The organism is Martelella sp. K41-7, assembly GCF_055808365.1.
Genome location: NZ_CM147867.1, coordinates 4,107,169 through 4,134,106, shown reverse-complemented (window position 1 = coordinate 4,134,106; position 26,938 = coordinate 4,107,169). Strand labels below are relative to the sequence as shown.

At 60.1% G+C, this 26,938-nt stretch carries 24 protein-coding genes; 12 read left to right on the top strand and 12 right to left on the bottom strand.

Annotation, left to right across the window (positions count from 1 at the left end; genetic code table 11):
- Positions 1-245: 245 nt before the first annotated feature.
- The 8 genes from AC0L7L_RS19595 to typA all read left to right on the top strand — a co-directional run bounded on the left by AC0L7L_RS19595 (position 246) and on the right by typA (position 10,187).
- Positions 246-599 (top strand): cupin domain-containing protein, encoded by a 354-nt coding sequence (locus AC0L7L_RS19595; RefSeq protein ID WP_473510888.1) that lies wholly within the window; start codon positions 246-248, stop codon positions 597-599.
- Positions 600-616: 17 nt separating this feature from the next.
- Complete coding sequence (gene kduI / locus AC0L7L_RS19590) at positions 617-1,438, top strand: 5-dehydro-4-deoxy-D-glucuronate isomerase (RefSeq protein ID WP_272213804.1); 822 nt, start codon at positions 617-619, stop codon at positions 1,436-1,438.
- Entirely contained in the window at positions 1,438-2,187 is a 750-nt protein-coding gene (gene kduD / locus AC0L7L_RS19585) for a 2-dehydro-3-deoxy-D-gluconate 5-dehydrogenase KduD (protein ID WP_473510886.1), read from the top strand. The genes kduI and kduD overlap by 1 nt, the downstream gene beginning before the upstream one ends.
- On the top strand, positions 2,177-3,634 hold the full coding sequence (locus tag AC0L7L_RS19580) for a mannitol dehydrogenase family protein (protein ID WP_473510884.1): 1,458 nt from the start codon (positions 2,177-2,179) through the stop codon (positions 3,632-3,634). The genes kduD and AC0L7L_RS19580 overlap by 11 nt, the downstream gene beginning before the upstream one ends.
- 75 nt (positions 3,635-3,709) lie before the next feature.
- Positions 3,710-5,236, top strand: a complete 1,527-nt coding sequence (locus tag AC0L7L_RS19575; RefSeq protein ID WP_272213800.1) for a UxaA family hydrolase — start codon at positions 3,710-3,712, stop codon at positions 5,234-5,236.
- A gap of 407 nt (positions 5,237-5,643) precedes the next feature.
- Entirely contained in the window at positions 5,644-5,931 is a 288-nt protein-coding gene (locus tag AC0L7L_RS19570) for a FeoA family protein (protein WP_272213799.1), read from the top strand.
- Positions 5,932-6,065: 134 nt separating this feature from the next.
- On the top strand, positions 6,066-7,904 hold the full coding sequence (gene feoB / locus AC0L7L_RS19565) for a ferrous iron transport protein B (protein WP_473510881.1): 1,839 nt from the start codon (positions 6,066-6,068) through the stop codon (positions 7,902-7,904).
- 459 nt (positions 7,905-8,363) lie between these two features.
- A complete protein-coding gene (gene typA, locus AC0L7L_RS19560) occupies positions 8,364-10,187 on the top strand; it encodes a translational GTPase TypA (RefSeq protein WP_473510879.1) in 1,824 nt (607 codons plus the stop codon).
- Between the two features lie 194 nt (positions 10,188-10,381).
- On the opposite strand, the gene AC0L7L_RS19555 is transcribed toward typA, so the two are convergent.
- The 3 genes from AC0L7L_RS19555 to AC0L7L_RS19545 form a co-directional block, all read right to left on the bottom strand.
- Positions 10,382-11,878, bottom strand: coding sequence for a tripartite tricarboxylate transporter permease (locus AC0L7L_RS19555; RefSeq protein WP_473510876.1), 1,497 nt, complete (start codon positions 11,876-11,878; stop codon positions 10,382-10,384).
- Between the two features lie 20 nt (positions 11,879-11,898).
- The gene (locus AC0L7L_RS19550) at positions 11,899-12,387 is read right to left on the bottom strand and encodes a tripartite tricarboxylate transporter TctB family protein (RefSeq protein WP_272213796.1); all 489 of its coding nucleotides are present in this window, start codon (positions 12,385-12,387) and stop codon (positions 11,899-11,901) included.
- 107 nt (positions 12,388-12,494) lie between these two features.
- Positions 12,495-13,460, bottom strand: a complete 966-nt coding sequence (locus AC0L7L_RS19545) for a Bug family tripartite tricarboxylate transporter substrate binding protein (protein ID WP_272213795.1) — start codon at positions 13,458-13,460, stop codon at positions 12,495-12,497.
- Positions 13,461-13,613: 153 nt separating this feature from the next.
- Here AC0L7L_RS19545 and AC0L7L_RS19540 point away from each other — a divergent pair, with 153 nt between their 5' ends.
- From AC0L7L_RS19540 to AC0L7L_RS19525, 4 genes are all read left to right on the top strand, one after another.
- Positions 13,614-14,372, top strand: coding sequence for an SDR family NAD(P)-dependent oxidoreductase (locus tag AC0L7L_RS19540; RefSeq protein WP_272213794.1), 759 nt, complete (start codon positions 13,614-13,616; stop codon positions 14,370-14,372).
- Positions 14,369-15,280, top strand: a complete 912-nt coding sequence (locus AC0L7L_RS19535) for an NAD-dependent epimerase/dehydratase family protein (protein ID WP_473510871.1) — start codon at positions 14,369-14,371, stop codon at positions 15,278-15,280. Before AC0L7L_RS19540 ends, AC0L7L_RS19535 begins: the two co-directional genes overlap by 4 nt.
- A gap of 71 nt (positions 15,281-15,351) precedes the next feature.
- Entirely contained in the window at positions 15,352-16,068 is a 717-nt protein-coding gene (pxpB, locus tag AC0L7L_RS19530; RefSeq protein WP_473510869.1) for a 5-oxoprolinase subunit PxpB, read from the top strand.
- Complete coding sequence (locus AC0L7L_RS19525; protein ID WP_272213790.1) at positions 16,062-17,012, top strand: 5-oxoprolinase subunit C family protein; 951 nt, start codon at positions 16,062-16,064, stop codon at positions 17,010-17,012. Before pxpB ends, AC0L7L_RS19525 begins: the two co-directional genes overlap by 7 nt.
- Here the strand turns inward: AC0L7L_RS19525 and AC0L7L_RS19520 are convergent.
- The 9 genes from AC0L7L_RS19520 to AC0L7L_RS19480 all read right to left on the bottom strand — a co-directional run bounded on the left by AC0L7L_RS19520 (position 17,005) and on the right by AC0L7L_RS19480 (position 26,809).
- The gene (locus AC0L7L_RS19520; protein ID WP_473510867.1) at positions 17,005-17,727 is read right to left on the bottom strand and encodes a GntR family transcriptional regulator; all 723 of its coding nucleotides are present in this window, start codon (positions 17,725-17,727) and stop codon (positions 17,005-17,007) included. The genes AC0L7L_RS19525 and AC0L7L_RS19520 overlap by 8 nt on opposite strands.
- The gene (locus AC0L7L_RS19515) at positions 17,724-19,013 is read right to left on the bottom strand and encodes a TRAP transporter large permease (RefSeq protein WP_473510865.1); all 1,290 of its coding nucleotides are present in this window, start codon (positions 19,011-19,013) and stop codon (positions 17,724-17,726) included. Before AC0L7L_RS19515 ends, AC0L7L_RS19520 begins: the two co-directional genes overlap by 4 nt.
- Positions 19,006-19,521 (bottom strand): TRAP transporter small permease subunit, encoded by a 516-nt coding sequence (locus AC0L7L_RS19510; RefSeq protein WP_272213789.1) that lies wholly within the window; start codon positions 19,519-19,521, stop codon positions 19,006-19,008. The genes AC0L7L_RS19515 and AC0L7L_RS19510 overlap by 8 nt, the downstream gene beginning before the upstream one ends.
- A 153-nt stretch (positions 19,522-19,674) precedes the next feature.
- Positions 19,675-19,959, bottom strand: coding sequence for a type 2 periplasmic-binding domain-containing protein (locus AC0L7L_RS19505; protein ID WP_272213788.1), 285 nt, complete (start codon positions 19,957-19,959; stop codon positions 19,675-19,677).
- Positions 19,956-20,657: a TRAP transporter substrate-binding protein DctP gene (gene dctP, locus AC0L7L_RS19500; protein WP_272213787.1), complete on the bottom strand. Its 702-nt coding sequence runs from the start codon at positions 20,655-20,657 to the stop codon at positions 19,956-19,958. The genes AC0L7L_RS19505 and dctP overlap by 4 nt, the downstream gene beginning before the upstream one ends.
- A 4-nt stretch (positions 20,658-20,661) precedes the next feature.
- Entirely contained in the window at positions 20,662-22,353 is a 1,692-nt protein-coding gene (locus tag AC0L7L_RS19495) for a hydantoinase B/oxoprolinase family protein (RefSeq protein ID WP_473510862.1), read from the bottom strand.
- On the bottom strand, positions 22,350-24,434 hold the full coding sequence (locus AC0L7L_RS19490) for a hydantoinase/oxoprolinase family protein (protein WP_473510860.1): 2,085 nt from the start codon (positions 24,432-24,434) through the stop codon (positions 22,350-22,352). Before AC0L7L_RS19490 ends, AC0L7L_RS19495 begins: the two co-directional genes overlap by 4 nt.
- A gap of 281 nt (positions 24,435-24,715) precedes the next feature.
- Positions 24,716-26,329 (bottom strand): BCCT family transporter, encoded by a 1,614-nt coding sequence (locus AC0L7L_RS19485; RefSeq protein ID WP_473510858.1) that lies wholly within the window; start codon positions 26,327-26,329, stop codon positions 24,716-24,718.
- 63 nt (positions 26,330-26,392) lie between these two features.
- A complete protein-coding gene (locus AC0L7L_RS19480; protein WP_473510856.1) occupies positions 26,393-26,809 on the bottom strand; it encodes a universal stress protein in 417 nt (138 codons plus the stop codon).
- Positions 26,810-26,938 lie beyond the last annotated feature (129 nt).

The window sequence follows — 26,938 nt, the reverse complement described above, 5'->3', positions numbered from 1 at the left end:
GAACCTCGTGAAGCGCTTGAAAGAATCTGGAATGGAAATAGCAACCGCCGCGCTCGTCGCGGCGGGCTCTGCCAGCGCCGGCTTGGCTTCGTTCTGGCGCTGTCACCAAAGGTGGGAAATCTCAGGACCGCAGCCATGGTGCAGTGGAGATTGGTCCGGCCACCTGTTTCGTCTGGCTGCTTGCCTGCCTCGGTATGGCGGCCAAAATCGTTGCCTTCATGCAGACGGTTTCGGAAATCCCGAGCTTGATCCGCAATCTGGGTATGGAGACGAAAATGGCTGAAACACTCATGCGGGAGTTCCTTCCTGCCGATGACGGCAGGGGAGTGACGCAACAAGTCGTCGCCAACAGCGCCGAACTGCTGGTGGTCGAATTCCGTTTTTCTCGAAGGCGCAGAAGGCGCGCTTTGCTCTTGCGCCACAGCACGTCGGCCTATGTGCAGTCGGGCCGTTTTGCCTTCACCGTCAACCGCGAGACCCTGGAGATCGGTCGCGGTGACAATTTTCGTGCCACCCGCCTGCGCGAGCATGACTTCAAGGCGCAGGAAAAGGGTACGTTCATTGATACACTCACGCTGCGGCGTGATGACGCCGTTTAAAACCTGAGGAGATTGAAATGTTAAATATTGAAATTCGCCACGCCATCGACCCCGTCACAGCGAGCACATTCGACACAAGCGAACTGCGCGAGCATTTTCACGTAGGCAATCTTTTCGTTCCAGGTGAAATCAATCTGATCTACACCCATTATGACCGGATGATCGTCGGCGGTGCTTGCCCGAAAGACGGTCCGCTGGAACTCGATCACGTCGCCCCGTGTGGCACGGCTTCGGTCCTTGACCGTCGCGAGATGACTATCGTGAAGCTTGGTGGTCCGGGCAAGGTCACCTGCGACGCAGAATACGACATGGTCCACGGCGACATGCTCTATCTCGGCATGGGTGCCGGCAAGGTCACCTTCTCCGGCGAAGGCCGTTTCTACATTCTCTCTGCCCCGGCGCACCAGGCCTATCCCTCACGCCTGATCAAGATCGCAGAAGCTGCCAATGTGACGCTGGGTGCCGCCGAAAACTGCAATGAGCGCACCATCTATCAGTTTGTCCATCCCGACGTGATGAAGTCCTGCCAGCTCGTTGTCGGCATGACCAAACTGCAGAAGGGTTCGATCTGGAACACCATGCCGGCCCACGTCCATGACCGCCGCTGCGAGGCCTATCTCTACATCGACCTCGATGAAGAGGCCCGTGTGTTCCACATGATGGGTGAACCCGACGAAACCCGCCACATGGTGCTGAAAAACGAGGAAGGCGCGCTGTCCCCGTCCTGGTCGATCCATTCAGGTGCAGGCACCTCCAACTATACCTTCATCTGGGCCATGGCCGGCGACAATGTCGACTACAAGGATGTTGAGATGGTATCCATGGAGACGCTGCGCTAATGGCTATTTCTTTCTCACTTGAAGGCAAGCGAGCGCTGGTCACAGGCGCCAACACCGGGATAGGCCAGGGCATTGCGATTGCCCTCGGCGCGGCCGGTGCGGAGGTTCTGTGCACCAGCCGTCAGGATAGCGATGAGACGGTGAAGATCATCAAGGAAGCTGGCGGCCAAGCCCTCAGCGAGGTTGTCGATCTTTCCGACCCGATGAATGGCAAGAAATTTATCGAGGCCCATGACAAGCCGATCGATATTTTGGTCAACAATGCCGGTATCATCCGTCGCGATGACGCTGTCGACTTCTCGGAGCAAGACTGGGACGACGTCATGGACATGAACGTCAAGGCGGTTTTCTTCACCTGCCAGGGGTTCGCAAAGAAGGTCCTGGAACGCGGCGGCACGGGCAAGATCATCAACATCGCCTCGATGCTGTCCTTCCAGGGCGGCATCCGCATTCCCTCCTACACCGCTTCAAAAAGCGGCGTTGCCGGTATCACCAAGCTGATGTGCAACGAGTGGGCGGCCAAGGGCATCAATGTGAACGCGATTGCGCCCGGCTATATCGCCACCAACAACACTGCCGCACTGCGTGCTGATGAAGCGCGCTCTGCGGAAATTCTTGGCCGGATCCCGGCCAACCGCTGGGGTGACCCGGCTGATCTGGGCGGCACTGCCGTCTTTCTTGCTTCGCCCGCGTCTGACTACATCAACGGGGCGATCCTTAATGTCGATGGAGGCTGGCTTGCCCGCTAATGCCGAAAGCCTTCCCCGCTTGAAACGTCCGGACTACCCACGTCCGGGCTCGGGGATTGTGCATCTGGGCCTGGGAGCGTTTTATCGCTCCCACGGCGCAATTTATTTTTATGAAGCAATGCAAAAGTCCGGTGGTGACTGGGGCATTGTCGGCGTCAATCTGATGACGCCGCCGAAACAGCGCGAGATCTTCGAACCGCAGGGCTTTGCCTATACCGCGGTGTCGCTCGCGCCCGAAGGCATTGAGCCGCAGGTGATCCCTGTGTTGAACGACGTCATCGATGCTCCCGATGATCCGGAAGCCGTCCTTTCCCTGATGGCCGATCCGAAAATCAAGATCGTCACCTCGACGGTCACGGAAAAGGGCTATTGCCACTTCCCCTCGACCGGCAGACTCAACCGCGAACATCCCTTCATCATTGAAGACCTGAAGGACCCGAACAAGCCGAAATCGGCACTCGGATACATTGTCCGCGCGCTCGACCGCCGCCGCAAGGCAGGCGTTCGCCCGTTCACGATGATGAGCTCGGACAACCTGCCGAACAACGGTCATGTGGTTCATGCCGTCGTCATCGAGCTGGCCGGCATGATCGATCCTGAACTGCAGGCATGGATCGAGAAGGAAGTCACCTTCCCCTGCACCATGATCGACCGCATCGTGCCGGCAACCAAGCCGGAAGACATCGAGCGCGTCGCCGAACTCACCGGCGTTTACGATCCGGTTGCGGTCATGCACGAGCCCTTCCGTCAGTGGGTTGTCGAAGACAAGTTCGTTGACGGTGAGCGTCCCGATATCGGCGCTGTCGGCGCACAGCTTGTCGAGGACGTGACCCCGTTTGAGCACATGAAGCTTCGCTGTCTCAACGGCACGCATTCCTCGATTTCCTATCTTGGCTATCTCGCCGGCAAGGAAACGATTTACGATACGGTTTCCGACACGGTGTTTGCGGCCTACTGCAAGTTCCTGTGGGAAAAGGAAATCATTCCCGCCGTTGACGCACCGCCCGGCGTGAGCCTCGAGGACTACACCGCTGCCCTGTTTAAGCGTTACTCCAACCCCTCGATCCGCCACCTGACATGGCAGATCGCCATGGATGGTTCGCAGAAACTGCCGCAGCGCATTCTCGAAACGGTTCAGGAAGACCTCGATGCCGGCCGTCCGGTCAAAGGTCTTTCGCTCGCGATTGCCGCATGGATGCGTTATGTCGGCGGCGTCGATGAACGTGGCAACCCGATCGATGTTCGCGATCCGCTCGCCGAGAAGTTCAAGGCGCTTTCCGACACCGGGGCAACGCCGCGCGAAAAGGTTGAGGCGCTGATCGGCGTTTCCGACGTTTTCCCCAAGGCGCTTCAGGACAACAAGGACTTCGTGGAGGGCCTCGTTGCCGCCTATGAAGGCCTCGTTGAAAAGGGTGCCCGTGCCATGGCCGAGGCCGTGATCAAGTAAACCAGGATGAAGGCGCCGGGCTCATCCCGCCGGGCGCCTTTTCCCACTTATATGCATTTTGCCAAAGGAGCGACCGTGGCTGATCTCTGTCTCAAACTGCACCCCAAGGACACGGTGTCTATCCTCGCCGGACGCGCCAACAAAGGCGACACGCCCCTTGGCTTCGGCATCCCGCTCGAAGCGCCTGTGACCCGCGGCCACAAGATTGCCAATACCGACATTTCCGAAGGTGGCGGCATTTTCAAATTTGGCCAGCTGATCGGCTACGCAACGCATGACATCAAGGCGGGCGAACACGTTCACGTGCACAATTGCGCCTTCGGCGACCATGGCCGCGATTATGAAATCGGCGCCGATCTGGAAGCCGCAAAGGCGGCAATCCCCACCGTTGCTCCGCGCACCTTCATGGGCTACCGCCGCGCCGATGGCTCTGCCGGCACACGCAATTTCATCGCCATCTGCGGCACGGTCAACTGTTCCGCCACGGTGATCCGCAAGGCAGCCGATATCATCAATCAGTCCGGCATTCTGAACGATTATCCGCATGTTGACGGTGTCGCCGCCTTTGCCCACGGCACCGGCTGCGGCATGGCCAGTTCCGGACCCGGTTTCGACAATCTCCAGCGCGTTTTGTGGGGTTATGCCACCCATCCTAACACCGGTGCCGCTCTCTTCGTCGGCCTCGGCTGCGAGCAGATGCAGCTTGCCCGCATGCGTGAGATCCACGGCGAGATGGACGAGAGCCGTTTCTTCATGATGACGATCCAGGAAAATGGCGGCACCCAGAAATCGATCGACATGATTGTCGAGCACATCAAGGAACTGCTGCCGAAGGTCAACGAAGCGCGACGGGTCGAGATGCCCGTTTCCGAGCTCAAGCTTGCGCTTCAGTGCGGCGGCTCCGACGGTTTTTCCGGCATCACCGCGAACCCCGCGCTCGGTATCGCCAGTGATCTGCTCGTCGGCATGGGCGGAACGGTGATCCTTTCGGAAACACCGGAAATCTACGGCGCCGAGCAATTGCTTCTGCGCCGCGCCGCCAATGGTGCGGTTGCCGACAAGCTTCTTGAGCGCATCCGCTGGTGGGAAGACTACGCCGCAGCCAATCACGGCTCGATGGACAACAACCCCTCACCCGGCAACAAGCAGGGCGGACTGACCACCATTCTGGAAAAATCGCTCGGTGCTGTCGCCAAGGCCGGCAGCACGCCGCTTGCGGGCGTTCTCGAATATGGTGAACAGATCCGCGACAAGGGCCTGTTGTTCATGGACACGCCCGGTTACGACCCGGTCTCGGCCACCGGCCAGATCGCCGGCGGTGCGCAAATCCTGTGTTTCACCACCGGTCGCGGTTCGGCTTTCGGCTCCAAGCCGACGCCAACGGTCAAGCTCGCCACCAATTCCGCCCTGTTTGCGTCCATGCCTGACGATATGGACCTGAACTGCGGCGATATTCTTTCCGATGGCGCAGACCTTCAAAAGAAGGGCGAGGAGATCCTCGACTATCTGATCGCCACTGCCTCGGGCCAGAAAACCAAGTCGGAAACGCTCGGGCTCGGTGACAATGAATTTGTGCCGTGGCAGGTCGGCGCCGTTATGTGATACCGATCAAGATCACTTACATCGTCAAAGGCCGGAAGCGGAAACGCTTCCGGCCTTTTTTCATCCGCTTTTGAGGTGGATAGCGTTTCTTGACGTCAATTATTTCCGGCAATCCAGGAAGAACAGAAACTGACATATGTCAACTTACGCTCACCTTAAATTGACTCCATCTATGCACTCCAGTCAATTTTAGTGCGTAAATACAGCGGATTAGAAAATCTTTCCTGTTCTAGTTAAGTATCTTGCGTACACGCATTCCTCGTGTCATAGAGAAATCGAACGACAGGAAAGGGCAAGTGAATGACAGTTTCCGGTGCCATGGCACCGCTGTTCAAAGAGCTCCTGTTCGGCGACGGACCGCACGCAAATGACGACATCGACCGTGAGATTGTGAGCATGGGGCACGAATGAGCAACGACCCGACCCTTGAGACGCTGCGCGAAGGGCGCATCGTCTCGCTTGAAAGCCTTCAGCCCGGCGAAAGCGGTATCGTCGAAATCGTCGAGGCCGGCAGTTTCGAAAACGGGCTTTCGGTGCGCCTCAGGGCGCTCGGCCTTTCCAGCACCCACCAGGTCTCCATGGTCCGGCGCGCCTGGTTTGGCGGGCCGCTGGTTGTCCGCGCCGGAAAGGCGACCGAAATCGCCATCCGCCGCACAGAGGCCGAACTCGTCAAGGTTCGCAAGATCCAGGACTGACCTCGCATGCGCGGCGCGCCGTGTGCGCCGCAGCCACGACAAGAATGCCGCAAAAGGCGCGCGGGTCAAAACCGAGCAAACATAACAAACGCCGCCGGCGGGTACCTCCGCCAGCTCAAGCTCCGGAAGAAGCCATGTCCCATTGTTCGCCGGCAGACGCCAATCTCGACCGCAACGATGTTCCGCGCATTGCCATGATCGGCCAGCCCAATACCGGCAAGTCGATGCTGTATAACCGTATCACAGGGGCGAGCGCCTATGTCGGCAACTGGCCGGGCATCACGGTCTCGCTCTCCAATGCCCGCGTCAATCTCGGCGGCCGGACACTGGAATTCGTCGATCTTCCCGGCATTTACGATCTTGAGGGCTTCTCCGAAGACGAGACCGTCGTTGCCAACTTCCTGAAGACCTACCCCGTCGATCTCGTCGTGATCGTCATCAATGCCAGCCAGATCGACCGGCAGATCCTGATGCCACTGCAGATCAAACAGCTCGGCCTGCCCGCCGTCGTCATGCTGAACATGGCTGATGAAGCCCGCAAGAATGCAATCGAGATTGATACGGAAACGCTCTCGGCAAGGGTCGGCCTGCCGGTCCACCTGATCAGCGCCAAATATGGCGAAGGTTACCCCGACGCGATCGCCAGCGTCGACAAGGTTCTGTCAGCGCGCGCGGACACGCCGCCCATCTACGCAGACTACGACGCTCTGCGCGAAACCCTGATGACCGAGGAAACGCTGGCCGAAACGCTTTCCGGCGCTGTCTTCTATCCCGAAATACCGCCGCAAACCATCGCGCAGAAGCTCGATCGTTTCCTGTTGCATCCGGTCTTCGGCCTGCCTCTGTTCTTCGCGGTCATGCTGTTGGTATTTTACATTGTCTGGGCCATCGGCCTGCCATCCCAGGGCTGGGTCGGAGCGATCACCGACTGGATCCAGAACCGCATTCTCGAGCCGGTCCTGGGCCTCGGCCCAGCCTGGCTGCAGAATTTCGTGATCAACGGCATATGGCTCGGCGTGGCCACCGTGGCCTCCTTCGTGCCGCTGATCATGCTGTTTTTCTTCTGCATGGCGGCGGTCGAGGATTCGGGCTATCTCTCCCGCGCGGCCTATCTCATGGACACATGGATGCGCCGGATCGGCCTCGACGGGCGCTCCTTCGTGATGCAGATGATGGGTTTCGGCTGCAATGTCCCGGCGCTGATGGGCACACGTGTGATGCGCTCGCAGCCGCTGCGTCTGTTGTCGATGCTGATCATTCCGTTTTCGCTGTGCTCGGCGCGGCTTGCGGTGTTCGTCTTCATCATCGCAGCCGTGTTTCCACCGGCCCAGGGCCCGCTAGTCCTGTTTTCCTTCTACGTCATTTCCTTTGCCGCCGCCTTTCTGGCGGCCGCGATCTTCAGCCGCTCGAAACAGTTCAAGAACACAGAGCCGTTCGTGCTGGAACTGCCGCCCTACCGGGTGCCGACCCTCAGGCAGGTGTGGCTGCGCGGCTACGGCGAACTGCGGGAATTCCTGCGCCGGGCCACCAATTTCATCATCATCGGCACCATAGCTGTGTGGTTTCTCACCAATTTCCCGACCAATGCCACGGGCCTCGACACATGGGGCGGCCAGCTGGGCGAGCTGCTGCAGCCGGTGATGGCGCCAATCGGCATCAATCCCTATCTTACGCTGGCGCTGATCTTCGGCTTCATTGCCAAGGAGGTGGTGATCGGATCGCTGTCGACCATCTACGCCATGTCTGCCGGGCTTGTTGCCCATCAGATCGGCCTCACGGTCTCGCCGGCAGCCGCTTATTCCTTCTGCCTGTTCTGCCTGCTCTACACCCTGTGCCTGACCACGGTCGCCACCGTGAAGGCGGAGAGCCGCTCCTGGGGCTTCATGATCTTTTCCCTGATCTTCTCGCTCCTCTACGCATGGGTGATCGCCTTCCTGTTTTATCAGGGCGCCCTGCTCCTCGGCTTCAACTAGGAGACACCGGCTGGCGCGCCTTTGTTCTCCGCCTCGCAAACGCTCAACGCGTTCGGCAACGCCGTCGGGTATCGTGAAAACGGCGAGATCGAAGCGCTAAGACGAAATGATTTTTTCGCCGGAGGACGCACCCAGCGGTCATCTGCCGGTTTTCAAGCCCGAAGACCGGATCCGCGCACCGTTCAAATCCCGCAACGGCAGGCCACAAAGGGGCGGCGCGCTTTACGCGTTTCTGACCGCGCAGCTTGCAACCTGCCTGCCCCGCAGCGCTGGTTGGCGACAAAACCGGCCGGTTTCAGGCCTGCCCTGCCCGTCACATTGGCCCTGACACAAAACAATCTCTTTCGTTTTCGTCAAAAAATGTGTAAGAGCGCGGCAAGTATAACAGGCGCCCCTCTTTCGGCAGCGGTCCTCCCATCGCTCCAGCATGTCGGTGCCCAGCCCCAGAGACCTATTAAAATGGCACTTCGCAACATCGCGATCATCGCGCACGTTGACCATGGCAAGACGACCCTTGTTGACGAGCTTCTGAAACAATCCGGCTCTTTCCGTGAAAACCAGCGCGTCGACGAACGCGTGATGGACAGCAATGACCTCGAAAAGGAACGCGGCATCACCATCCTCGCCAAGGCGACCTCGGTCGTGTGGAAGGATACCCGCATCAACATCGTCGACACCCCCGGCCACGCCGACTTCGGCGGAGAGGTCGAGCGCATTCTCTCCATGGTGGACGGTGCGATCGTTCTGGTAGATGCCGCAGAAGGCCCCATGCCGCAGACCAAGTTTGTGGTCGGCAAGGCGCTCAAGGTCGGCCTCAAGCCAATCGTCGCGATCAACAAGATCGACCGCCCGGATGCCCGCGCCGATGAAGTTGTCAACGAGGTCTTCGACCTGTTTGCAGCGCTCGACGCCACCGACGAACAGCTCGACTTCCACATTCTCTACGGTTCCGGTCGCGCCGGCTGGATGAACACTTCGCCCGAAGGCCCGCAGGATCAGGGTCTCGGCCCGCTCCTCGACCTGGTCGTCGAGCATGTTCCGGCTCCGACAGTTGCCGAAGGCCCGTTCTCGATGATCGGCACGCTGCTGGAAGCCAACCCCTATCTTGGCCGCATCATCACCGGTCGTGTCAATTCCGGTTCGATCAAGCCGAACCAGCCCGTCAAGGTGCTCGATCAGAACGGCAAGACGGTCGAAACCGGCCGTGTCTCAAAAATCCTCGCGTTCCGGGGCATCGAGCGCCAGCCGATCGAAGAAGCGCAGGCGGGCGACATTATCGCGATTGCCGGCCTGTCCAAGGGTACCGTCGCCGACACGTTCTGCGACCCGGCAGTGACCACGCCGCTGACCGCCCAGCCGATCGACCCGCCGACCGTCACCATGTCCTTCATCGTCAACGACAGCCCGCTTGCAGGCACCGAAGGCGACAAGGTGACCAGCCGCGTCATCCGCGACCGTCTGTTCAAGGAAGCCGAAGGCAATGTCGCGCTGAAGATCGAGGAAGCCGAGGGCAAGGACTCGTTCTACGTATCCGGTCGCGGTGAATTGCAGCTTGCCGTCCTGATCGAAACGATGCGCCGTGAAGGCTTCGAGATTGCAGTCTCGCGTCCGCGCGTTGTGATGCACACGGATGAAGAAACCGGCCAGTTGATGGAGCCCTTCGAAGAAGTCGTGATTGACGTCGATGAAGAGCATTCCGGGATCGTGGTCCAGAAGATGGCCGAACGCAAGGGTGAGATGGTTGAGCTTCGTCCCTCCGGTGGCGACCGCGTCCGTCTGGTATTCTTCGCGCCGACGCGCGGCCTGATCGGCTATCAGTCCGAGCTTCTGACCGATACCCGCGGCACGGCGATCATGAACCGCCTGTTCCACGACTACCAGCCCTTCAAGGGCGAAATCGGCGGTCGCAATCAGGGCGTTCTTCTGTCCAACCAGTCCGGTGAAGCCGTGGCCTACGCCATGTTCAACCTCGAAGATCGCGGTCCGATGATTATCGAACCCGGCGACAAGGTCTATGCCGGCATGATCGTCGGTATCCATACGCGCGAGAATGACCTTGAGGTCAACGTGCTGAAGGGCAAGCAGCTCACCAATATCCGCTCCGCCGGCAAGGACGAGGCCGTCAAGCTGACGCCGCCGATCCGCATGACGCTCGACCGGGCATTGTCGTGGATTCAGGATGATGAGCTGATGGAAGTCACGCCGAAATCGATCCGCCTCAGGAAAATTTACCTCGACGCAAATGAGCGCAAGCGCTTCGGAAAAGCCCGCGCGGCCAGCTAAGCGCTCAGAGCGTGTCATCATGACTGACCCGGCCTTGCGCCGGGTCTTTTTGTTTGAAGGTTTCAGACCTACGCTACAAAGTCGTCGACGCAGATTTCGCTTCCAGTCGTGAAGCCCTGTCTTCTGATGCGAGAAGCAGAGCTACTGCCGCGACCTCGGAGGCATCCCCGTCAACCCATCCGTCCTCTTGATACTCAGTGGCGGCGCGGTTTCTTAAGCTGGGCGATGCCCATGCGCACCAGCGGCCAACACAACGTCATCAGTGTGATGGCGAACAGCAGTGACGCAATCGGGCGCTCGAAAAAGCCCCAGAAATTGCCATGCGTGAGGATCAGCCCCTGGCGGAGCGACATTTCGATGGTCGGCTCCAGCACCATACCGATGACGATGGGGGCGACGGGAAAGCGGAAATAACGCAGCACCACACCCGCAACACCTGCCGCAAACGCGACCCAGACATCGAACACATTGCCATTGACGCCGTAGGCGCCGACCGTGGCGATGATCAGGATCAGCCCGACCAGGATCGGCTCTGGAATACGCAACACGCGGGTGAAAAGCGAGGCACCCAGCGCGCCGGTCAGGAACATCACGATATTGACGAGGATCAGACAGAGAAAGATCGCGTAGATCAGATCCAGATGATTGGCAAAAAGCTGCGGACCCGGCGCGATCCCCTGGACCACCAGCGCACCCAGCATGACCGCAGTAACGGGATCGCCTGGAATACCGAGCGCCAGTGTCGGCACCAGTGCCGAACCGGTGACCGCATTGTTGGCGCTTTCGCAAGCGACTAGTCCATCCGGCTCGCCATGCCCGAAATTGTCCTTTCGTTTGGACGCCCGCCTTGCCTCGGAATAGGCGATGAAGGCGGAGGTCGCGGCACCGGTTCCCGGCAGCGCGCCGACGAACGAACCGATCAGAGAGCCCCGCAGCAGCATGCCGATCCGGGGTCGCCAGTCCTTCCACGGCGGCATGCGGAACCCGACCCGCATTTCGCTCGCCTCCGGGCCCGGCCGGTCGATCTGGAGAACCCTGAGGAACATCTCCGAGAAGGCAAACAGACCGACAATCACCGGTATCAGGCCGATACCGGCTGAAAGCTGAAAACTGTCGAAGGTGAAGCGCAGATCGCCGGTCACCGGGTCATTGCCGATGGTGGCGAGAAGCAGCCCCAGCGCGCCGGCGACCAGCCCCTTGACCAGATTGCCGGACGACACCCCGGCAATGCAGGTCATGGCAAACAAACCGAGCGCAAAATATTCAATCGGCGTGAACTGCAGCGAAAAGGCCGCAAGCGATGGCCCGGTAATCACGAACACCAGAACAGAAAACAATCCGCCAATGGTTGACGCGGTCGTCACCCAGCCGATCGCAAGGTCTGCTTCGCCCCGCCTTGCCATGGGAAAGCCTTCGAGTGCCGTTGCAGCCGATTGCGGTGTTCCCGGCGTGTTCAGAATGATCGCCGTGATCGAACCACCGTAAACGGAGCCGCAATAGACGCCAAGCATCAGCGCGATCGCAGGGATCTGCGGCATCGAAAAGGTAAACGGCAGCACCATGGTCAGCCCGATGACCGAGCCGAGGCCCGGCAAAACCCCGACAATGACACCGACGACGGTTCCGACAATGATCGCCAGCATGGTGAGCGGTGTCGCGATCTGGGCCGCAGCAGAGACGATAAGGTCCATAAAAACTCCCTAGGCCCGGATCACAGCGGCCAGGAAAAACCTGGCAGAAGGATCAGGAAAACCCGCTCGAACAGAAACCACACAGCCAGCGAATAGCTGATAGCAACCGCGACAAGCAGGATGGTATCGCGTCGGCCAAGCACAAGCGGAACGGCGATAGCGAAAAGCACACTTGCCGCCAGAAAACCAATGAAAGGCATCAGCGCGCAATAGGTGGCGGTGGCGGCCATCAGAGCCAACATCTTCCCCGCCGGTGCAAGTGGCGGCAAAGCGCGGCTGCCGCGCCTCAGCCCCGGCAGCAGCAAAAGCAGCAGGAGCGCCATCGCGGCCAGCACAAAGCGGGGAAAGAAAAACGGACCTTTGCCCTGGCTTGCGCGGGCAAAGGCACTGATTTCCTCAAAAGTCTGAATCGTAAAGACGACGACAAGCAGGAAGAGTGCGGCAATGACCGCCGCTTCCGCCGCCCGCGATGCGAGTGATACCGCGCCACGCTTATCCGTTCCGGCCATGCCTCCTCCAAGCTCAAGATATCACCGTGTTCGGAGCGAGATGCCTCCAACATCTCGCCCCGAACATTCTGCAAACAGAAGCGCCATAGACCACTCCCGGATCCGCATTAGTTCGCCAGAAGACCAGCCTTTTCAAGCAGCTTGCGATTGGTATCGTATTTCTCGCGCACAAAGGCCTCGAAATCCGCAGCCCCCATATAGGCGGAGGGTTGTTTCAGCGCTTGCATGCGCTCCTGGAATGGACCGGAATCGATGGCGGCCTTGCAGGCCGTCTCGAATTTGGAGATATCGGCATCATCCAGACCGGCCGGCGCGACAAGGCCACCCCAAATCGGGAAATCAAGTGCATAGCCCTGCTCTTCGGCGGTGACCAAATCGGGCTGCTCCGCAAGACGGCCATCCTTCAAAAGCGCCAGTGATTTCAGCTGATCAGAATTGCTGGTGTAGAACGACACATGTGGAATGAAGATGTCCGCCGTGCCGTCCAGCAGGCTTTTCAGCGCCGGACCGTCACCGTTCACCGGCAGGAAAGTCATTTCGATACCGGCGGCGTCTGCGAGCGCCAGACCGGCAATATGCGGGATCGAGCCGATCGCCTGAACCGCAAAGGTCAGTTCACCCGGGTTTTCCTTGGCATAGGCCACCAGATCCTCAAGATTGGAAAAATCGGAATCCTGCCTGACGGCAATGACCGTTGGCGCAGAATAGGCGAGGCAGATATAGTCGAAGCTGTCGACATCATAGGGCAGCTTGCGCAGATGGGGCTGGGTGGTCAGCGGACCGACCGGCGCCATGCCGAGCGTGGTGCCGTCAGCGCGCGCGCGGGCCACTTCGCCAACACCGATCGTGCCGCCGGCACCGGCCGTGTTCTTGACCGCAACATTGGCTTTAAGCGTGTCGGACAGACTTTCCTGCATCGCCCGTGTAGTAATGTCGGTTCCACCACCGGCCGCGAACGGAACGACCACAGTGACCGGACGGTTTGACTGTGCGGTCGCATTGCCGGCGATCATCATGACCGATGCGGACAATGCGATACCGAGACGGCCTGCGGTTTCCTTGCGAAATCTCATGATGAATCTCCTCCCTTGTTCATCGCCCTCTCCCGTGGGCTGATATAAAAACCGCTAGCATGAAAGCCAAAAGTTTTGCATAGTGGTATTATGTACCATTTTTACCGATGGTCAATCACTATTCAATCCGCTGGGAGGAATGCTTTGAATAGAATGAAGGAAAGAACCGCGCTCGTGACCGGCGCCGCCGATGGTCTCGGGGCCGCAATAGCGGCACGGCTGGCGGCCGAGGGCGCGCGGATCGGTATTATCGACCGCAGCGAGGAAGCGATCGAAAAGGCGAGCCAGAGCGAAGAACTGTCATCGGGCGTCTTTGTGGCTGGCGACCTGACCGATGGCGATGATATTGCCCGGATGATGGCCGTGTTTGCTGACAGGGGCATGATTTTCGATATCCTCGTCAATAATGCCGGCGGCTCACTGCACACCCCGCGCGCCTTTCTGGAGGAAACCGACGAGGACTGGGAGCGGGTGATGTCGCTCAATGTCACGGCAGCCGTCAGGATCAGCCGCCATGTTTTGCCCGGCATGGTTCAGGGCGGCTTCGGTCGGGTGATCAATCTCGGCTCCAAGGCGGGCCGCTATGGCAGCCTGTTCACCGGCGCCAATTATGTTGCCGCCAAGGGCGCAATCCAGTCGATGACGCTGCAGATGGCGCAGGAATTCGGTCCATCCGGCATCACCTGCAATGCGGTCTGCCCCGGAGCAATCTCGACGCCGCGTGTGGAACGCCTCCTGAATGAACGCATGACGCCGGAAGAGCGGCAAAAGGCGATGGAAGGCGTTCCGGTGCGCCGCCACGGGCGCGTGGAAGATGTGGCCGCCGCTGTCGCATTTTTCGCGTCGGAGGAAGCGGGCTTCATCACCGGACAATTGCTCGACGTCAACGGCGGACAGGGAATGGCATCATGAACAATCTGGAGCACCCCCACAAGCCGCTCAGCGTCCTCGTTACCGGCGGTTCAGGCTTTCTCGGCCAGGCGCTGACATCCGCCCTTGCTGCGCGCGGCGACCATGTCACCGTGCTCGACCTCAAATTGCCGCCCGAGGAAACGCGCATACTAGGCGTCACCTATATCGAAGGCGATATCACGCGGCCCGATGCCATCGACCCGGCAATCACCCGCTTCGGTGTTGACGCGATCCTGCATTTGGCGGCCCTCGTTATTCCGGCATGCCGGCTAAACCCGGTGCTGGGCGCGCAGGTGAATGTGATCGGCCATATCAACATCATGGAGGCAGCCCGCAAGGCAGGCATTTCCCGCATCGTCTATGCGAGTTCGCTGGCTGCGCGCCCACGTGGGAAATTCGCCTCGCCGGTCAATCTTTACGGCGCATTCAAGCACTGCTGCGAGGACATCTCGAAAGTCTATTTCCTCGATCACGGCCTCGGCTCCGTCGGCCTCAGGCCGCATGTGGTCTACGGGCCGGGCCGCACCAGCGGCGAGACGGCGGCAATCACGCTTGCGATGCAAGCCGCAGCGCTTGGCGAACCGTATGAAATTCCGTTCTCAGGCGAGATGTGTTTCCAGCATATCGACGAGGTGGCCGAGATCTTCCTGCGCTCGCTCGACAAGCCGGCGCCAGCGCCGATCGTCAGCGATCTCACCACCGAGATCGGCTCGAGCGAGGATGTTGCATCGGCAATCCGCGCCGTCGTGCCCGACGCCGAGATCAGTATTGCCGCGCACAGCCGCCCGATGCCGGACGCCATCGACAATGCGCCGATCCGAGACCTCCTGGGCAGCTGGCCTGCCATTTCGCTTCAGGAAGGCACGCGCCGGACCATTGAGGCCTTTCGCAAGACCGCCCATAGCTGATAGGCATAGACCGTGCGGGAGGCTGGGTGGCCTCGCCGCACGGTAAATGTTCAGCCAGGGGCAATCTTTTGGTGACGATCAAGCCGGCCGGTGATCAGGCCGTGACCGTGGAGTTTGCAGAGATCATTGACGCCGCCGTCAGCGCACGCGTGATCGCGCTCGATGACGCGCTCAAGGCCGATCCGGTCGCGGGCATTACCGAGACTGTGCCGACCTACCGGTCGCTTCTGGTGTTCTACGATCCCGAAATCCTGCGCGGCCATGAGCTGACGGCAGTTCTGCGCGAACGTGCCGCAACCGCCGCCGAGCCCGACGAAGCGCTTGCGCGTCATTTTACTGTTCCCGTCTGTTACCAAGGGGCCGATGCGCTCGATCTTGCGGACCTCGCCGCAGCCCGGGGGATGAGCCCCGATGATGTGATCGCGCTCCACACCGGCGCGACATACCGGGTCTTCATGATCGGCTTCGCTCCGGGTTTCACCTATCTCGGTGGTCTGCCGGAGGCTTTGCATACGCCGCGCCTTGGCGAACCAAGGCAGAAAGTGCCGGCCGGTGCGGTCGGCATCGGTGGCGCTCAGGCCGCGATCAACTCCGTTTCCGGCCCGAGCGGCTGGCGCTATATCGGCCGCACACCGGTGAGGCTGTTCGACGCCGAGCGCTCAGACCCGGCGTTTTTCCGGGCGGGTGATATCATCCGCTTTCACGCCGTCTCCCCCGCAGAGATCACTGACCTAGACAGCCGTGTCGCCGCCGGGGAAACCATTGTGGAGCCGGAACAAGCATGGTGATGCTGGAGGTCGTGAAAGCCGGATTGATGGTCACCGTGCAGGCAAGCCCGCGAGCGGGCTATCTTGCCGCCGGCGTCTCGCCGTCCGGGCCGATGGATGATGATGCCTACCAGATTGCACAAGCGCTGGTCGGCAATGATGAACAGGCCGCAGCCCTCGAATTCGCCCAGTTCGGCGGCAGCTACCGCGTCTCGGAGGCCACACTTTTCGCTGTCACCGGCGGTGCGGCCAGTGTCTCGGTTGATGGCCGCCCCGTGCCATGCTGGGAAAGCCACCTGTTAAAACCGGGCCAGCAGCTCGACGTCGGCGCACTGCGCGGCGCGATGTGGGGCTATATCGCCTTTTCCGGCGGCATCGACGTCCCCGTCCTGCTCGGCTCACGCGCAACCCATGTGCGCAACGCCATGGGCGGCTTTGAGGGCCGTCCGCTTGAAACGGGTGACTGCCTCGGCCTGGCCCCGCCGCTAACGCGGATACCGCGGCGAATGACCGCGATTTTCCACCGGGCTTCAGGTCCGATCCACGTGATCGCGGGTCCACAGTACGATTACTTCGACGCCCGAACCCGATCGCTGTTTTTAAGTGAACCTTTTGCCGTTTCAGCACGGCGCGACCGGATGGCCAGCCTGCTTGTCGGTCCCGCTCTTGTGGCGGCGCGCGGCCACGACATCGTTTCCGACGGCACCCCGGCCGGCTCTATACAGGTGCCGGGATCAGGCACCGCAACCGTGCTGACCGCCGAACGGCAGACAACAGGCGGTTATCCCAAGATCGCCACCGTGATTTCCGCCGACCTGCCAAGGCTGGTGCAAATGCCCGGCGGGCGCCCTTTCAGATTTGCCCTTGTGAAACAGGACGAGGCGGAAGACCGGCTCTTGGCCGAGCGCCAGCGCGTTAAAGCGACCCTGGCACAGATCCGGGCGCCAGCAGCGGCGCTCACTTGATCAACACGTCATTGCGCAGTTGAAAGCGGGAGGGGTCGTAGATCGCCTGCGAAATTTCCACCAGTTCACCGTTTTGGCTGTAAAGATCGGCCTCGATGCTGAGCACGGGCGTGTCCACCGATAGCCCGATAGCATCGGCGGCGGGCTGCGGGCAGGCAATTGCGCTTGCGCTCTGGCTGACCCGGACGATCGGGCGATCGAACATCTCTTCAATGAGGCTATAGACAGATCCGACCCGATGACGGGACAGCGAGGGTTCGATCCCCGCGTATGGCCCGGCGACAAACATGCGAGACCAGTTGAACGGGCGAAGCCGGCCAGGGATGCAGCGGACGCCGATCACTTCCAGCCAAAAGCCGGTTGCGCTTTCCCGCCCGCCGAGCGCAGGGTCATCATGGTTTGCAACGTGACGGGATGTCCAGATTTCCAGAACAGTTTCGCGCGTAACGCGCATCAATTCCGGCATACTGTTTGTTGCCATACGAAAATGTTGCTGCGGCGTTTTCGAGACGATGATCGTCCCTACACGCTTGCGCCGAGCCACCAGGCCTTCCGCTTCCAGTTCGCTCAGCGCGCGCCGCAATGTCGTACGGCTGACGCCGCGCTCCACCGCAAACTCCACCTCCGGCGGCAAGCGGTCTCCGATCTTCCAGCGGCCTGAGGTAATTTCTTCGCGCAAAGAACGGGTTAACAATTTATGTCGCGGTGCGTTCATTCCATCTTTCCCGGCAACCAGAGCACAATCTGTGGGAACATCGCCAGAAGCAGTGCGAAGGCGACGAGGATGAGGAAAAACGGCACGACGGCGCGTACAAGTCTTCCGATCGTCTCGCCGGTCTGCGCCTGAATGACGAACAGGTTGAATCCCACCGGTGGCGTAATCTGGGATATTTCTACAGCAACTACAACAAAAATACCAAACCAAATCGGATCAAAACCTGCGGCTGTAACCAAAGGCAGAGTGATAGGCAATGTCATCACGATGATCGACGTGCCGTCGAGAAACATGCCGATCAGGACATAGAACAGCAGCAGCATGGCGATCAGAGCGAAGGGAGCTAGATCCAGCGCTGCAATCCAGCCCGCAAGGGCACGCGGCAGCCCCAGAAAACCAAGGGCGGCATTCAAAAGCGCTGCACCGATGAGAATAAGACCCATCATCGCACTGGTGCGAACCGCGCTGTTGCCGGCCGACACGAGGTTGGCGAAGCTGAGCTCGCGCCTGAGAGCCGCCAGCAATATGGCACCGAGAACGCCCACGGAGGCTAGCTCCGTCGGACTGGCAATCCCGAAGTAAAGCGCGCCCATGATCCCGGCGATCAAAACCACCATCGGGGCGATTTCGGCAAGCCCGCGCCACCTGTCGCTCCAGGAATAGCGCTGCGCTGTGCTGCGCCCGCCAGATACGGTATGTGCGACAGCGATGTAGAAGCTGTAGAGAACCGCCAGCAATAACCCCGGCACAATTCCGGCGATGAACAGACGGAGGATGCTCTGCTCGGAGACCACACCGTAGATGATCATGATGATCGACGGCGGGATCAGAAAGCCGAGTGTGCCGGCGCCTGCGAGCGAGCCGATTGACAGACGTCGGTCGTAGCCATGGGCCTGAAGCTCCGGCAGGGTCACGCGACCGACGATGGCTGTCGTCGCCGCCGACGACCCCGAAACGGCAGCAAACAGTGTCGAGCCGGCGACATTGACGTGCACGAGCCCGCCGGGAAGCCGGCTCACCCACGGCGCCAAGCCGGAAAACAACGAACGCCCGAGCCGCGCGGTCACCAGAATATCGCTCATCAGGATGAACAACGGCAGGGCCAGCAGTTCCTGTGCCGTTCCGGCCTGCCACATCAGCTTGCCGGCAAAGGCCTCAAGGGGAATATTGGGCTTGTAGACCGACAGAAGGATATAGCCGACGCCGAAAAGCGACAGGCCAACCCAGACCGAGCCGAGCAGAAGCGCGGCGAACAGAACGAGCGTGACGAGCCCGATTTCAACCATCCTGCGCTTCCTTGCTGATTTCCGGTTCCATGCCAAAAACCAGCCGCAAGAGCCTCGACATCAGCGCCAGCACGAATTCACCCGCACCGATGACAGCGACGGCCTGAGGAATGGCAAGCGGCGTGTTCATGTAACTCGACTGGCGAAGTCCGCGCGAAAGCGACGCCTGAAACACGCTCCAGAAGGCTTCGAACATCAGACAGGCGAGGATGAGCCCGCACAGGGTCGCGGCTATATCGACAGCCCGCGTCACTTTTGGCCCGCGTGACAGCAAGAGCGTTACACGAACCTGGGTGCCGTGCTGAAGCGACGGCCCGAGCCCAAGCAGGAAGACGCCGCACATGGCAAAGGCCGAGTATTCCCAGGAAAAAGCAAGGCTGCGGCTCAGAAAGCCCCGGCTTACGATTTCAGCCAGCATCATCGCGCAGAAGCAGTAAAGAAGGATCATCGCGAAGGTCTGCGCGATCCTGGCTGTCCAGTCGGTGAATGTCAGAAAGGCGCGAACCATCGCTTTCCCTGCACAGGCGCTGTCGATCGCACCGCCGCACGGCGGTTTCCGGACCGAAGAAAGGAGACCAAACAACGCAGACGTCCAAAGATCAAGGGGCGGCTGCGCTAAAGGTGCCCGCCAAAACTCTGGCAGGCAATCTGCTGCTAAACGTTATTTTCCAGCCTCTGCGGTATACTGCTCGATGATTGGCCCGGCGGCCGGAACCCGTTCGACAAAGGCATCCCACATTTCCTGGCCGGCTTGCGACATGACAGCCTTCATGGACGCCTCGGCCTCGGTCACGGTGATTCCGTTTTCAACGAGAATTTCGGTCTTTCCATCATCCTCGGCCGCGCTCTGTGCCCAGAATTCAGCCTCCAGCGTTTCGACAACGCCTTCGATTGCCTGGCGATCTTCCTCGGGAAGTGCATTCCACACATCGAGATTGACCGTCACGACGTCCGTCGACGTCGACCACTGAAGCGGGTTGAAATAGGACGTTGTATCCCAAAGCTTTCCGTCAACGCCGGACGACGTCGAGGTCGCAACGCCATCGATCGTGCCAGCGGCAAGTGCGGGAACAACATCCCCCAGGGCATCTCCAGCGGCGCCGCGCCAAGCTTGCTCAGGAACTCGAAGCTTGCGGGATTGAACGCGCGAATACGCTGGCCTTCCAGATCTTCAGCCGTTGTGATCTTGCTCTTGGAGTAAAGCCCCGGAGACGGCCAGGGAACATAATAGAGAATCTTCTGGTTGTGGCTTGCGGCGATTTCATCGAACACCGGCGAAGCCACTTCGAGGAAGGTCGCCATCTGCTCCTGCCCCTGAATAAGATAGGGCAACGTGTCGATGGCCAGCAGCGGCTCTTCGCCTGCCTGCAGGAACAACAGGAAGTCGGCCATCTGCACGATGCCGGTTTCCACGGCGGCCATGCTTTCGGTGCCGCTCACACCGATCTCGCCGCCATTGAAGACATTGATCTGCACATCGCCGTCCGTCGCCACAGTAACGGCTTCGGCAAACTGATGTGCGGCCTTGGCCTGAAAATTGGTGTCTGGCCAAGGCGTTGAAAAATCCCACTGGGTCTGAGCCGCAGCTGCGCCGGCACCCATGACGGCAGCCGTAGCAAGAGCCAATGTGTGAAATGCTTTCATGCGTTCATTCTCCTCTGTCGGTTTCTTGTCGCCTGTCACTACAATTGGTTGTATCATAGCCATATTGTTCGCCCGCAGCCACCTCGCTGATCAGCCCCTTGCGCAAATCTGCGGCCAAACGTTCCGGTGCCCGCCCTTCCGGCGGCCCGAAGCCGCCGCCGCCAGGGGTCCGCAATATCAGCGTTTCGCCCGCGGGGATGGTATAGAGGCCCTTGCTGGCAATCACGGTTCCGTCTGAAATCTCGGCATGGCCCGGCGCTCCGGCCTTGCCGCCATCCCGTCCTTCAGCGCCTTGCTTGAGGCGCTCGAAGGCCGCCGCCGACAGGGTCAGTGCCTGCCCGCGCGATGAGCGGATCCGGATCTCCTGCCCGAGACCGCCGCGCCAGGTACCTGCACCACCACTATCGGGCGCGAACTCCTTCTTCTCATAGATCAACGGCGCTACGGTTTCCGCTATTTCAACGGGAACGGTGCCAACACCCGAGGGAAATGCCGTGGTCGACAGCCCGTCCGAAGCCGGTCGCGCCCCCATGCCGCCAAGGGCGACATTGAGCGATGCAAATCCGCCTTCGCCTTCAACCGAAATCGCAAGAACCCAAAGCGCGCCTGCGCTCTCAGCAAGGATTTCGCCCCGCTTGGCCTGCGACAGGCATCCCAGCATCAGGTCCGGCAGCGCTTGGCCTACTACGTGACGCGCGGTAACTGGCCAGGGTCGCTCGGCGCTGACAATCAGTCCGGACGGTGCACCGATCTGTATCGGCGCAAGCGAGGCGTGATTGTTCGGCACTTCCGGCGCGATGGCGACCTTGATGCCAAAAGAAGCATAGGCCTGGCTGTAATTGAGCGGACAGTTGATGCCCTTCGCCACAGCCGGAGACGAACCGGCAAGGTCGACATGAATTTCGCCGCCCTTGACCGTCATCTCAGCCTTGAGACGAATTGGGGAATCATAGCCGTCAAGCTCGGTCTCGGCATGGTAAACGCCTTCCGGCACCCGTGCGATAGCGGCGCGGGTAGCCTCCGCAGAGCGCTCGAAAATGAACGCGGCAAGCGGTTCAAGCGAGATCACATGATATTCCTCCATCAGCGCAGAAAGCCGCCTGCGGCCTTCGTCATTGCAGCTCATAAGAGAAATAACATCGCCGCGCGCCTCACGCGGAACACGGGAATTGATGGCGATCAGCGCGAGCAGTTCCTCGTTGACCTCACCGGCGCGGCGCAGTCTGGAGACCGGGATCACCACCCCTTCCTCGAACACCGAACGAGCCTCGGCAGACCAGCCAAGTCCGCCGACATCGACCACATGGCATGTCGAGGCGATATAGCCGACAATACTACCCGCGACGAACACCGGCGTGACCAGCACAAAGTCAAAGACATGGCCGGCCCCGAGCCACGGGTCGTTGGTGATCAACACGTCGCCGTCGGCAAGCGTTTCGGCCGGGATATGCGCGAGCATGGCATTGACCGACTTGGCCATGGTATTGACGTGTCCGGGGGTGCCGGTGACGGCTTGGGCCATCATCCGGCCTCGGGCATCGAAGATGCCGGCGGAAAGGTCGCCGGCCTCACGCACGATGGCGCCGAAGGCAACTCGCAGCAGTGCATTTGCCTGTTCTTCGCAAACCGATATCAGGCGGTTCCACATCACATTCAGGGCGATGATATCCGCGTCCGACAATTGCTGTTCTGTCATGACGACGACACCTCCCGTTCAAGTTCGACATGCCCGAGGGCATGGATGCGTCCGCGCCAGCCGGCGGGCACATAGATCGTGGTCTGGTCCTCGATCACCATCATCGGCCCCGCGAAAAAGCCACCGGGCGTCTGCGCCTCCCGCAGACAGCGCGCGAACGCGATTTTTTCACCGGTGAGCGGAGAGAAAACCTCTGTCTTTGCGATTTCGGTCACCGGATGCGCGCGCACCGCGCTTTCCGGCGGTGCAACTATGGCCGGATCCGCCCCCTTAACCGTGATACTGAAGGCAACCAACTCGATCGCATTGGCGTAGTGATAGGCACCATAAACTGCGTGATAGGCATCCACGAAAGACTGGCGCATGTTTTCGACAGCGGCAGTTGTTTCCACCAAACCGTCAAGCGCAACTCTGAGGGCATGCCCCTGCCCCTCGTAGCGCAGTTCCGCTGCCAGCGTCATCGCGGCGCTATCGCCTGCGGCGAGCGCCGGCAGCACAACAGCATTCGCTTCATCGGCCATATCAGCCTGAAGTTTGCAAAGCCGCTTCATGTCGAGACACTCCAGCGGTGCCAGAACGCTGCGGACAACCTCGTAGGCGATCGGCGCACTCAGGAACCCAACCGCTGACCCAACCCCCGCAAAAGACGGAATGACCACTTTTGAAATACCGAGCTTTTCCGCAAGCCGAACGGCATGCAGCGGCCCCGCGCCGCCTGACGCCATGAGCGTATAGGCCGTAACATCCTTGCCCTGCTCGACGGCGTGAACCCGCGCGGCGTTGGCCATGGCCTCCTCTCCGATTTCGGTGATCCCGGCTGCCGCCCATTCCGGAGAACTCATGCCAAGCGGCTCAACAATCTTTTCTTCGATGGCCTTCAGGGCCAGCTCAGGGCGCAGCGCGAGCCGGCCACCGGCAAATCCTTCAGGCGCAAGCTTGCCCAGCACCACATTGGCATCGCTGATTGTCGGCTCAGTTCCGCCGAGCCCGTAGGCCGCAGGACCGGGCACAGCGCCCGCGCTTTTGGGGCCGACCGCGAGCCGTCCGAGTGCGTCGCACCGGGCGATGGATCCACCACCGGCACCGATCTCCACCAGCTCGGTCGTTGGAATCCGAACCGGCAGCCCAGATCCCTTTTTGTCACGCCAGGCGCGCGCCACTTCGAAGCGGCGCGCTGTCACCGGTTCGGCATTCTCGAGGAAGCAAATTTTGGCCGTTGTTCCGCCCATGTCAAAGGCGAGCATTTTTTCAATTCCGATCTCGCGTGAAACCCGCGCACCGAGCGCGACCCCTCCCGCCGGCCCCGATTCCACCAGCCTGATCGGCATGCGTGAGGCCTGATCGACCGTCGTCAGCCCGCCGCCCGATAGCATCAGCATGAACTCGCCACGGAAACCGCGCTCCCGCATCGCCTTGTCAAAACGGCTAAGATAGCGTGACATCAGCGGCCGCACATAGGCATTCGCGGCGACGGTTGAAAATCGCTCATACTCACGGATTTCAGGCGATACATCGCTGCTCAGACAAATGGTGACATCTTCTGGAAGACGCGCCCGCAGCCACTCTGCAACCGCGCGCTCATGCGCATCATTGGCCGTTGCATGGAGAAATCCGATGGCGACGGCCTCAATCCGCTCTTCCATCAGGCGCGCAGCGATATCATCGATCTCGGCTTCCGCCGGCGCGCGAAGCGGCGTGCCGTAGGCATCCATCCGCTCGTCGACCGTCAAACGCAGTTCTCGCGGCACCAACGGGGCCGGCAGCTCCAGATTGACATCATATTGTTCGAAACGGCGTTCATACCCCATTTCCAGGATATCGCGGAAACCCCGTGTCGTGATCAGAGCGGTTTTCGCACCGCGCCGCTCGATCAGGGCATTGGTTGCAAGGGTGGTCCCGTGGATAACGGTGGTGACAGCGCTGAAATCCACATCACTTTCGCCAAGAAGCGCCAAGCTGCCTTCGAGCGCAGCCTTCTCGGGCGCTTCAGGCGTGGTCAGCACCTTGAGCGAGGAGAGCGTTTCGCCTTCCAGAACGACATCCGAAAAGGTTCCGCCAATATCAATAGCAAGTCTGTACATAATTTATTATGTCCGAACTTTTTGGCAGAGGTCAACACAAGAAACGCCTGCTCAGAAGGTTCCAACGGACATCGGAACGGATGGCACCCTGCCACCATTGTCGAGGCGCCAGCAACAAGCGATGCGCCGCCCCCTTATACTAAAATATGCAACGCAGCACGACAGAGGGCTTCCGGCTCTTTCAAGCCCAAAAGCCCGGAAGAAAACAGCGAGGGGACCAAATACAAAGGGCGGCGACTCCTGAAGACCGCCGCCCGTTTTTACGACTGAAGCCGTTGCTCTCAGCGCGGCTCGCTTCTCAGCCCCTTGATGATGGCAAAGCAGGCGAGCAACAGCACGATGGTGAACGGAAAGCCGGTTGAAACCGCCATCGCCTGAAGCGCCGTCAGTCCGCCGCCGAGCAGCAGCGCGATCGCCACCAGCCCTTCGAAGCTTGCCCAGAACACCCGCTGAGGCACGGGCGCATCCACCTTGCCACCAGCGGTAATGGTATCGATCACGATCGAGCCGGAGTCGGACGAGGTCACGAAGAAGACGATGACCAGCACGATGCCGATAACCGAGGTGATCGTCGCCAGCGGCAGAGCCTCCAGCATGACAAAAAGCTTCAGGTCGAGTGGCGCATTGCCCAGCGCCTCGTAGTTGTTGACGATGATCTCGTGGATCGCCGTATCGCCAAACACGGTCATCCACACGATCGAAACCAGCGACGGAATGATCAGCACGCAGGTGAGGAATTCGCGTACCGTCCGGCCACGCGAGACGCGCGCGATAAACATACCGACAAAGGGCGACCAGGAAATCCACCAGGCCCAGTAGAACGCGGTCCAGCCATCGAGGAAGTTCTTGTCGGAGCGGCCGAACGGATTGGCAAGCTCCGGCAGATAGCGGGCATAATCGACGAAGTTGGAGAACAGACCGCCAAGAATGGCGAGAGTCGGCCCGACGAGGATGACGAACAGCAACAGAAGGCCAGCAAGCACCATGTTGATCATCGACAGCCGCTGCACGCCGGCATCCATACCGGCAACAACCGAACCCAGCGCAATACCTGTGATCGCGATGATCAGCACAACCTTCGAAAGGTCATCCACCGGAAGCCCGAAGATGTGGTTCAGGCCAGCATTCGCCTGCTCGGCACCGATGCCGAGAGACGTCGCAAGCCCGAACAACGTGGCCAGCACAGCAAGCACATCGATGATGTGACCCGTCCAGCCCCAGACCCGATCACCAAAAATCGGATAGAACACCGAACGCATGGCGAGTGGCAGGCCCTTGTTGTAGGAAAACAGCGCCAGTGCCAGTGCCACGATCGCATAGATCGCCCAGGGATGAAGCGCCCAATGGAAGATGGTTGCGGCCATCGCCAGGCTTTTGGCTTCAGCCGGGTTTCCGGGCGCGCCGCCAAGCGGTGCCCAGCTTTCAGGCGAACCGGCATTTTCAGCCACCGAAGACGTGAAGTGTGAGATCGGCTCGGAAACGCCGTAAAACATCAGCCCGATACCCATGCCGGCGGCAAACAGCATCGCAAACCATCCGGTATAGGTATAGTCCGGCGTTGCGTCGGCGCCACCGAGACGGATTTTACCGTAAGGCGAAAAGATCAGGTAAATCCCGAGCAGCACGAAAACGTTGCCGGCGGCCAGGAAGAACCAGTCAAAGGTCGAGGTCAACCAGTCCCGCATACCGTTGAAAATGGTCGCGGCCTCGTCCTGAAAGGCCAGAGTTGCGAGCACGAAAGCGACAACAGCAAGACCAGAGATCAGGAAGACCGGATTGTGGATATCCAACCCGAACGGGCCGATGTTCGTCGTGATATTATCCTGACCGATCTCGTAGTCGGTATCGATAATTTCAGTGTCGCCCTCTGGCTCGGGAATCCCCGTATCGGACATGAATAAACTCCTTATTTTGCAATCAGTTCGCACCTGAACGCTTCAGGTCGGGCAATTGCCGCTTCAGCCGCGGACCAGGAATATCGACGCGTCGGTATGGGTTGCCAGCTGGCCGCCATGCGAATGCATGAAGTGGTCTGCAAGGTTTGGAACATGGGTCGCCATGATCACCAGATCGCAGCCGATTTCGCCGACAGTGCGCGCCAGAGACTGATTGAGATCAACGGCTGGATCATGCGCAATGACAACGCGGCTGTCCGTGGCGATGCCGTATTGGGCGGATTGCGCCTCGGCAAAGGCTTTGAGCCTTGCCTTGAATTCGCTGGGATTATGCCCGAGCGCTCCGGGAGCAGAAGACGTCACGCCGACAAAGGTGACAGGCGCGTCATAGAGTTTCGCGATTTCGGCAGCCGTCTTGAGTGAACGCGTCAGCTTGTCGACATGCGCAAGATCGACGGGCACCATAATTTTTTTGAACATCTTGAATACCGGTCCTTGTTCGTTTGCGAGCTTGCCGACCCGCATATTTCCTTCCTCTTCTGCCACGCCGTACGCCAGCGGGCCGTGACGGCTCGACAAAGCCGGACACGAAAATGCCATATTTCAATT

Coding starts and splice junctions, on each gene's coding strand:
- kduI (WP_272213804.1), top strand. CDS start 617: ATGTTAAATATTGAAATTCGCCACGCCATCGACCCCGTCACAGCGAGC.
- kduD (WP_473510886.1), top strand. CDS start 1,438: ATGGCTATTTCTTTCTCACTTGAAGGCAAGCGAGCGCTGGTCACAGGC.
- AC0L7L_RS19570 (WP_272213799.1), top strand. CDS start 5,644: ATGAGCAACGACCCGACCCTTGAGACGCTGCGCGAAGGGCGCATCGTC.
- feoB (WP_473510881.1), top strand. CDS start 6,066: ATGTCCCATTGTTCGCCGGCAGACGCCAATCTCGACCGCAACGATGTT.
- typA (WP_473510879.1), top strand. CDS start 8,364: ATGGCACTTCGCAACATCGCGATCATCGCGCACGTTGACCATGGCAAG.
- AC0L7L_RS19555 (WP_473510876.1), bottom strand. CDS start 11,878: ATGGACCTTATCGTCTCTGCTGCGGCCCAGATCGCGACACCGCTCACC.
- AC0L7L_RS19550 (WP_272213796.1), bottom strand. CDS start 12,387: ATGGCCGGAACGGATAAGCGTGGCGCGGTATCACTCGCATCGCGGGCG.
- AC0L7L_RS19545 (WP_272213795.1), bottom strand. CDS start 13,460: ATGAGATTTCGCAAGGAAACCGCAGGCCGTCTCGGTATCGCATTGTCC.
- AC0L7L_RS19540 (WP_272213794.1), top strand. CDS start 13,614: ATGAAGGAAAGAACCGCGCTCGTGACCGGCGCCGCCGATGGTCTCGGG.
- AC0L7L_RS19535 (WP_473510871.1), top strand. CDS start 14,369: ATGAACAATCTGGAGCACCCCCACAAGCCGCTCAGCGTCCTCGTTACC.
- AC0L7L_RS19525 (WP_272213790.1), top strand. CDS start 16,062: ATGGTGATGCTGGAGGTCGTGAAAGCCGGATTGATGGTCACCGTGCAG.
- AC0L7L_RS19520 (WP_473510867.1), bottom strand. CDS start 17,727: ATGAACGCACCGCGACATAAATTGTTAACCCGTTCTTTGCGCGAAGAA.
- AC0L7L_RS19515 (WP_473510865.1), bottom strand. CDS start 19,013: ATGGTTGAAATCGGGCTCGTCACGCTCGTTCTGTTCGCCGCGCTTCTG.
- AC0L7L_RS19510 (WP_272213789.1), bottom strand. CDS start 19,521: ATGGTTCGCGCCTTTCTGACATTCACCGACTGGACAGCCAGGATCGCG.
- dctP (WP_272213787.1), bottom strand. CDS start 20,657: ATGAAAGCATTTCACACATTGGCTCTTGCTACGGCTGCCGTCATGGGT.
- AC0L7L_RS19495 (WP_473510862.1), bottom strand. CDS start 22,353: ATGACAGAACAGCAATTGTCGGACGCGGATATCATCGCCCTGAATGTG.
- AC0L7L_RS19490 (WP_473510860.1), bottom strand. CDS start 24,434: ATGTACAGACTTGCTATTGATATTGGCGGAACCTTTTCGGATGTCGTT.
- AC0L7L_RS19485 (WP_473510858.1), bottom strand. CDS start 26,329: ATGTCCGATACGGGGATTCCCGAGCCAGAGGGCGACACTGAAATTATC.
- AC0L7L_RS19480 (WP_473510856.1), bottom strand. CDS start 26,809: ATGTTCAAAAAAATTATGGTGCCCGTCGATCTTGCGCATGTCGACAAG.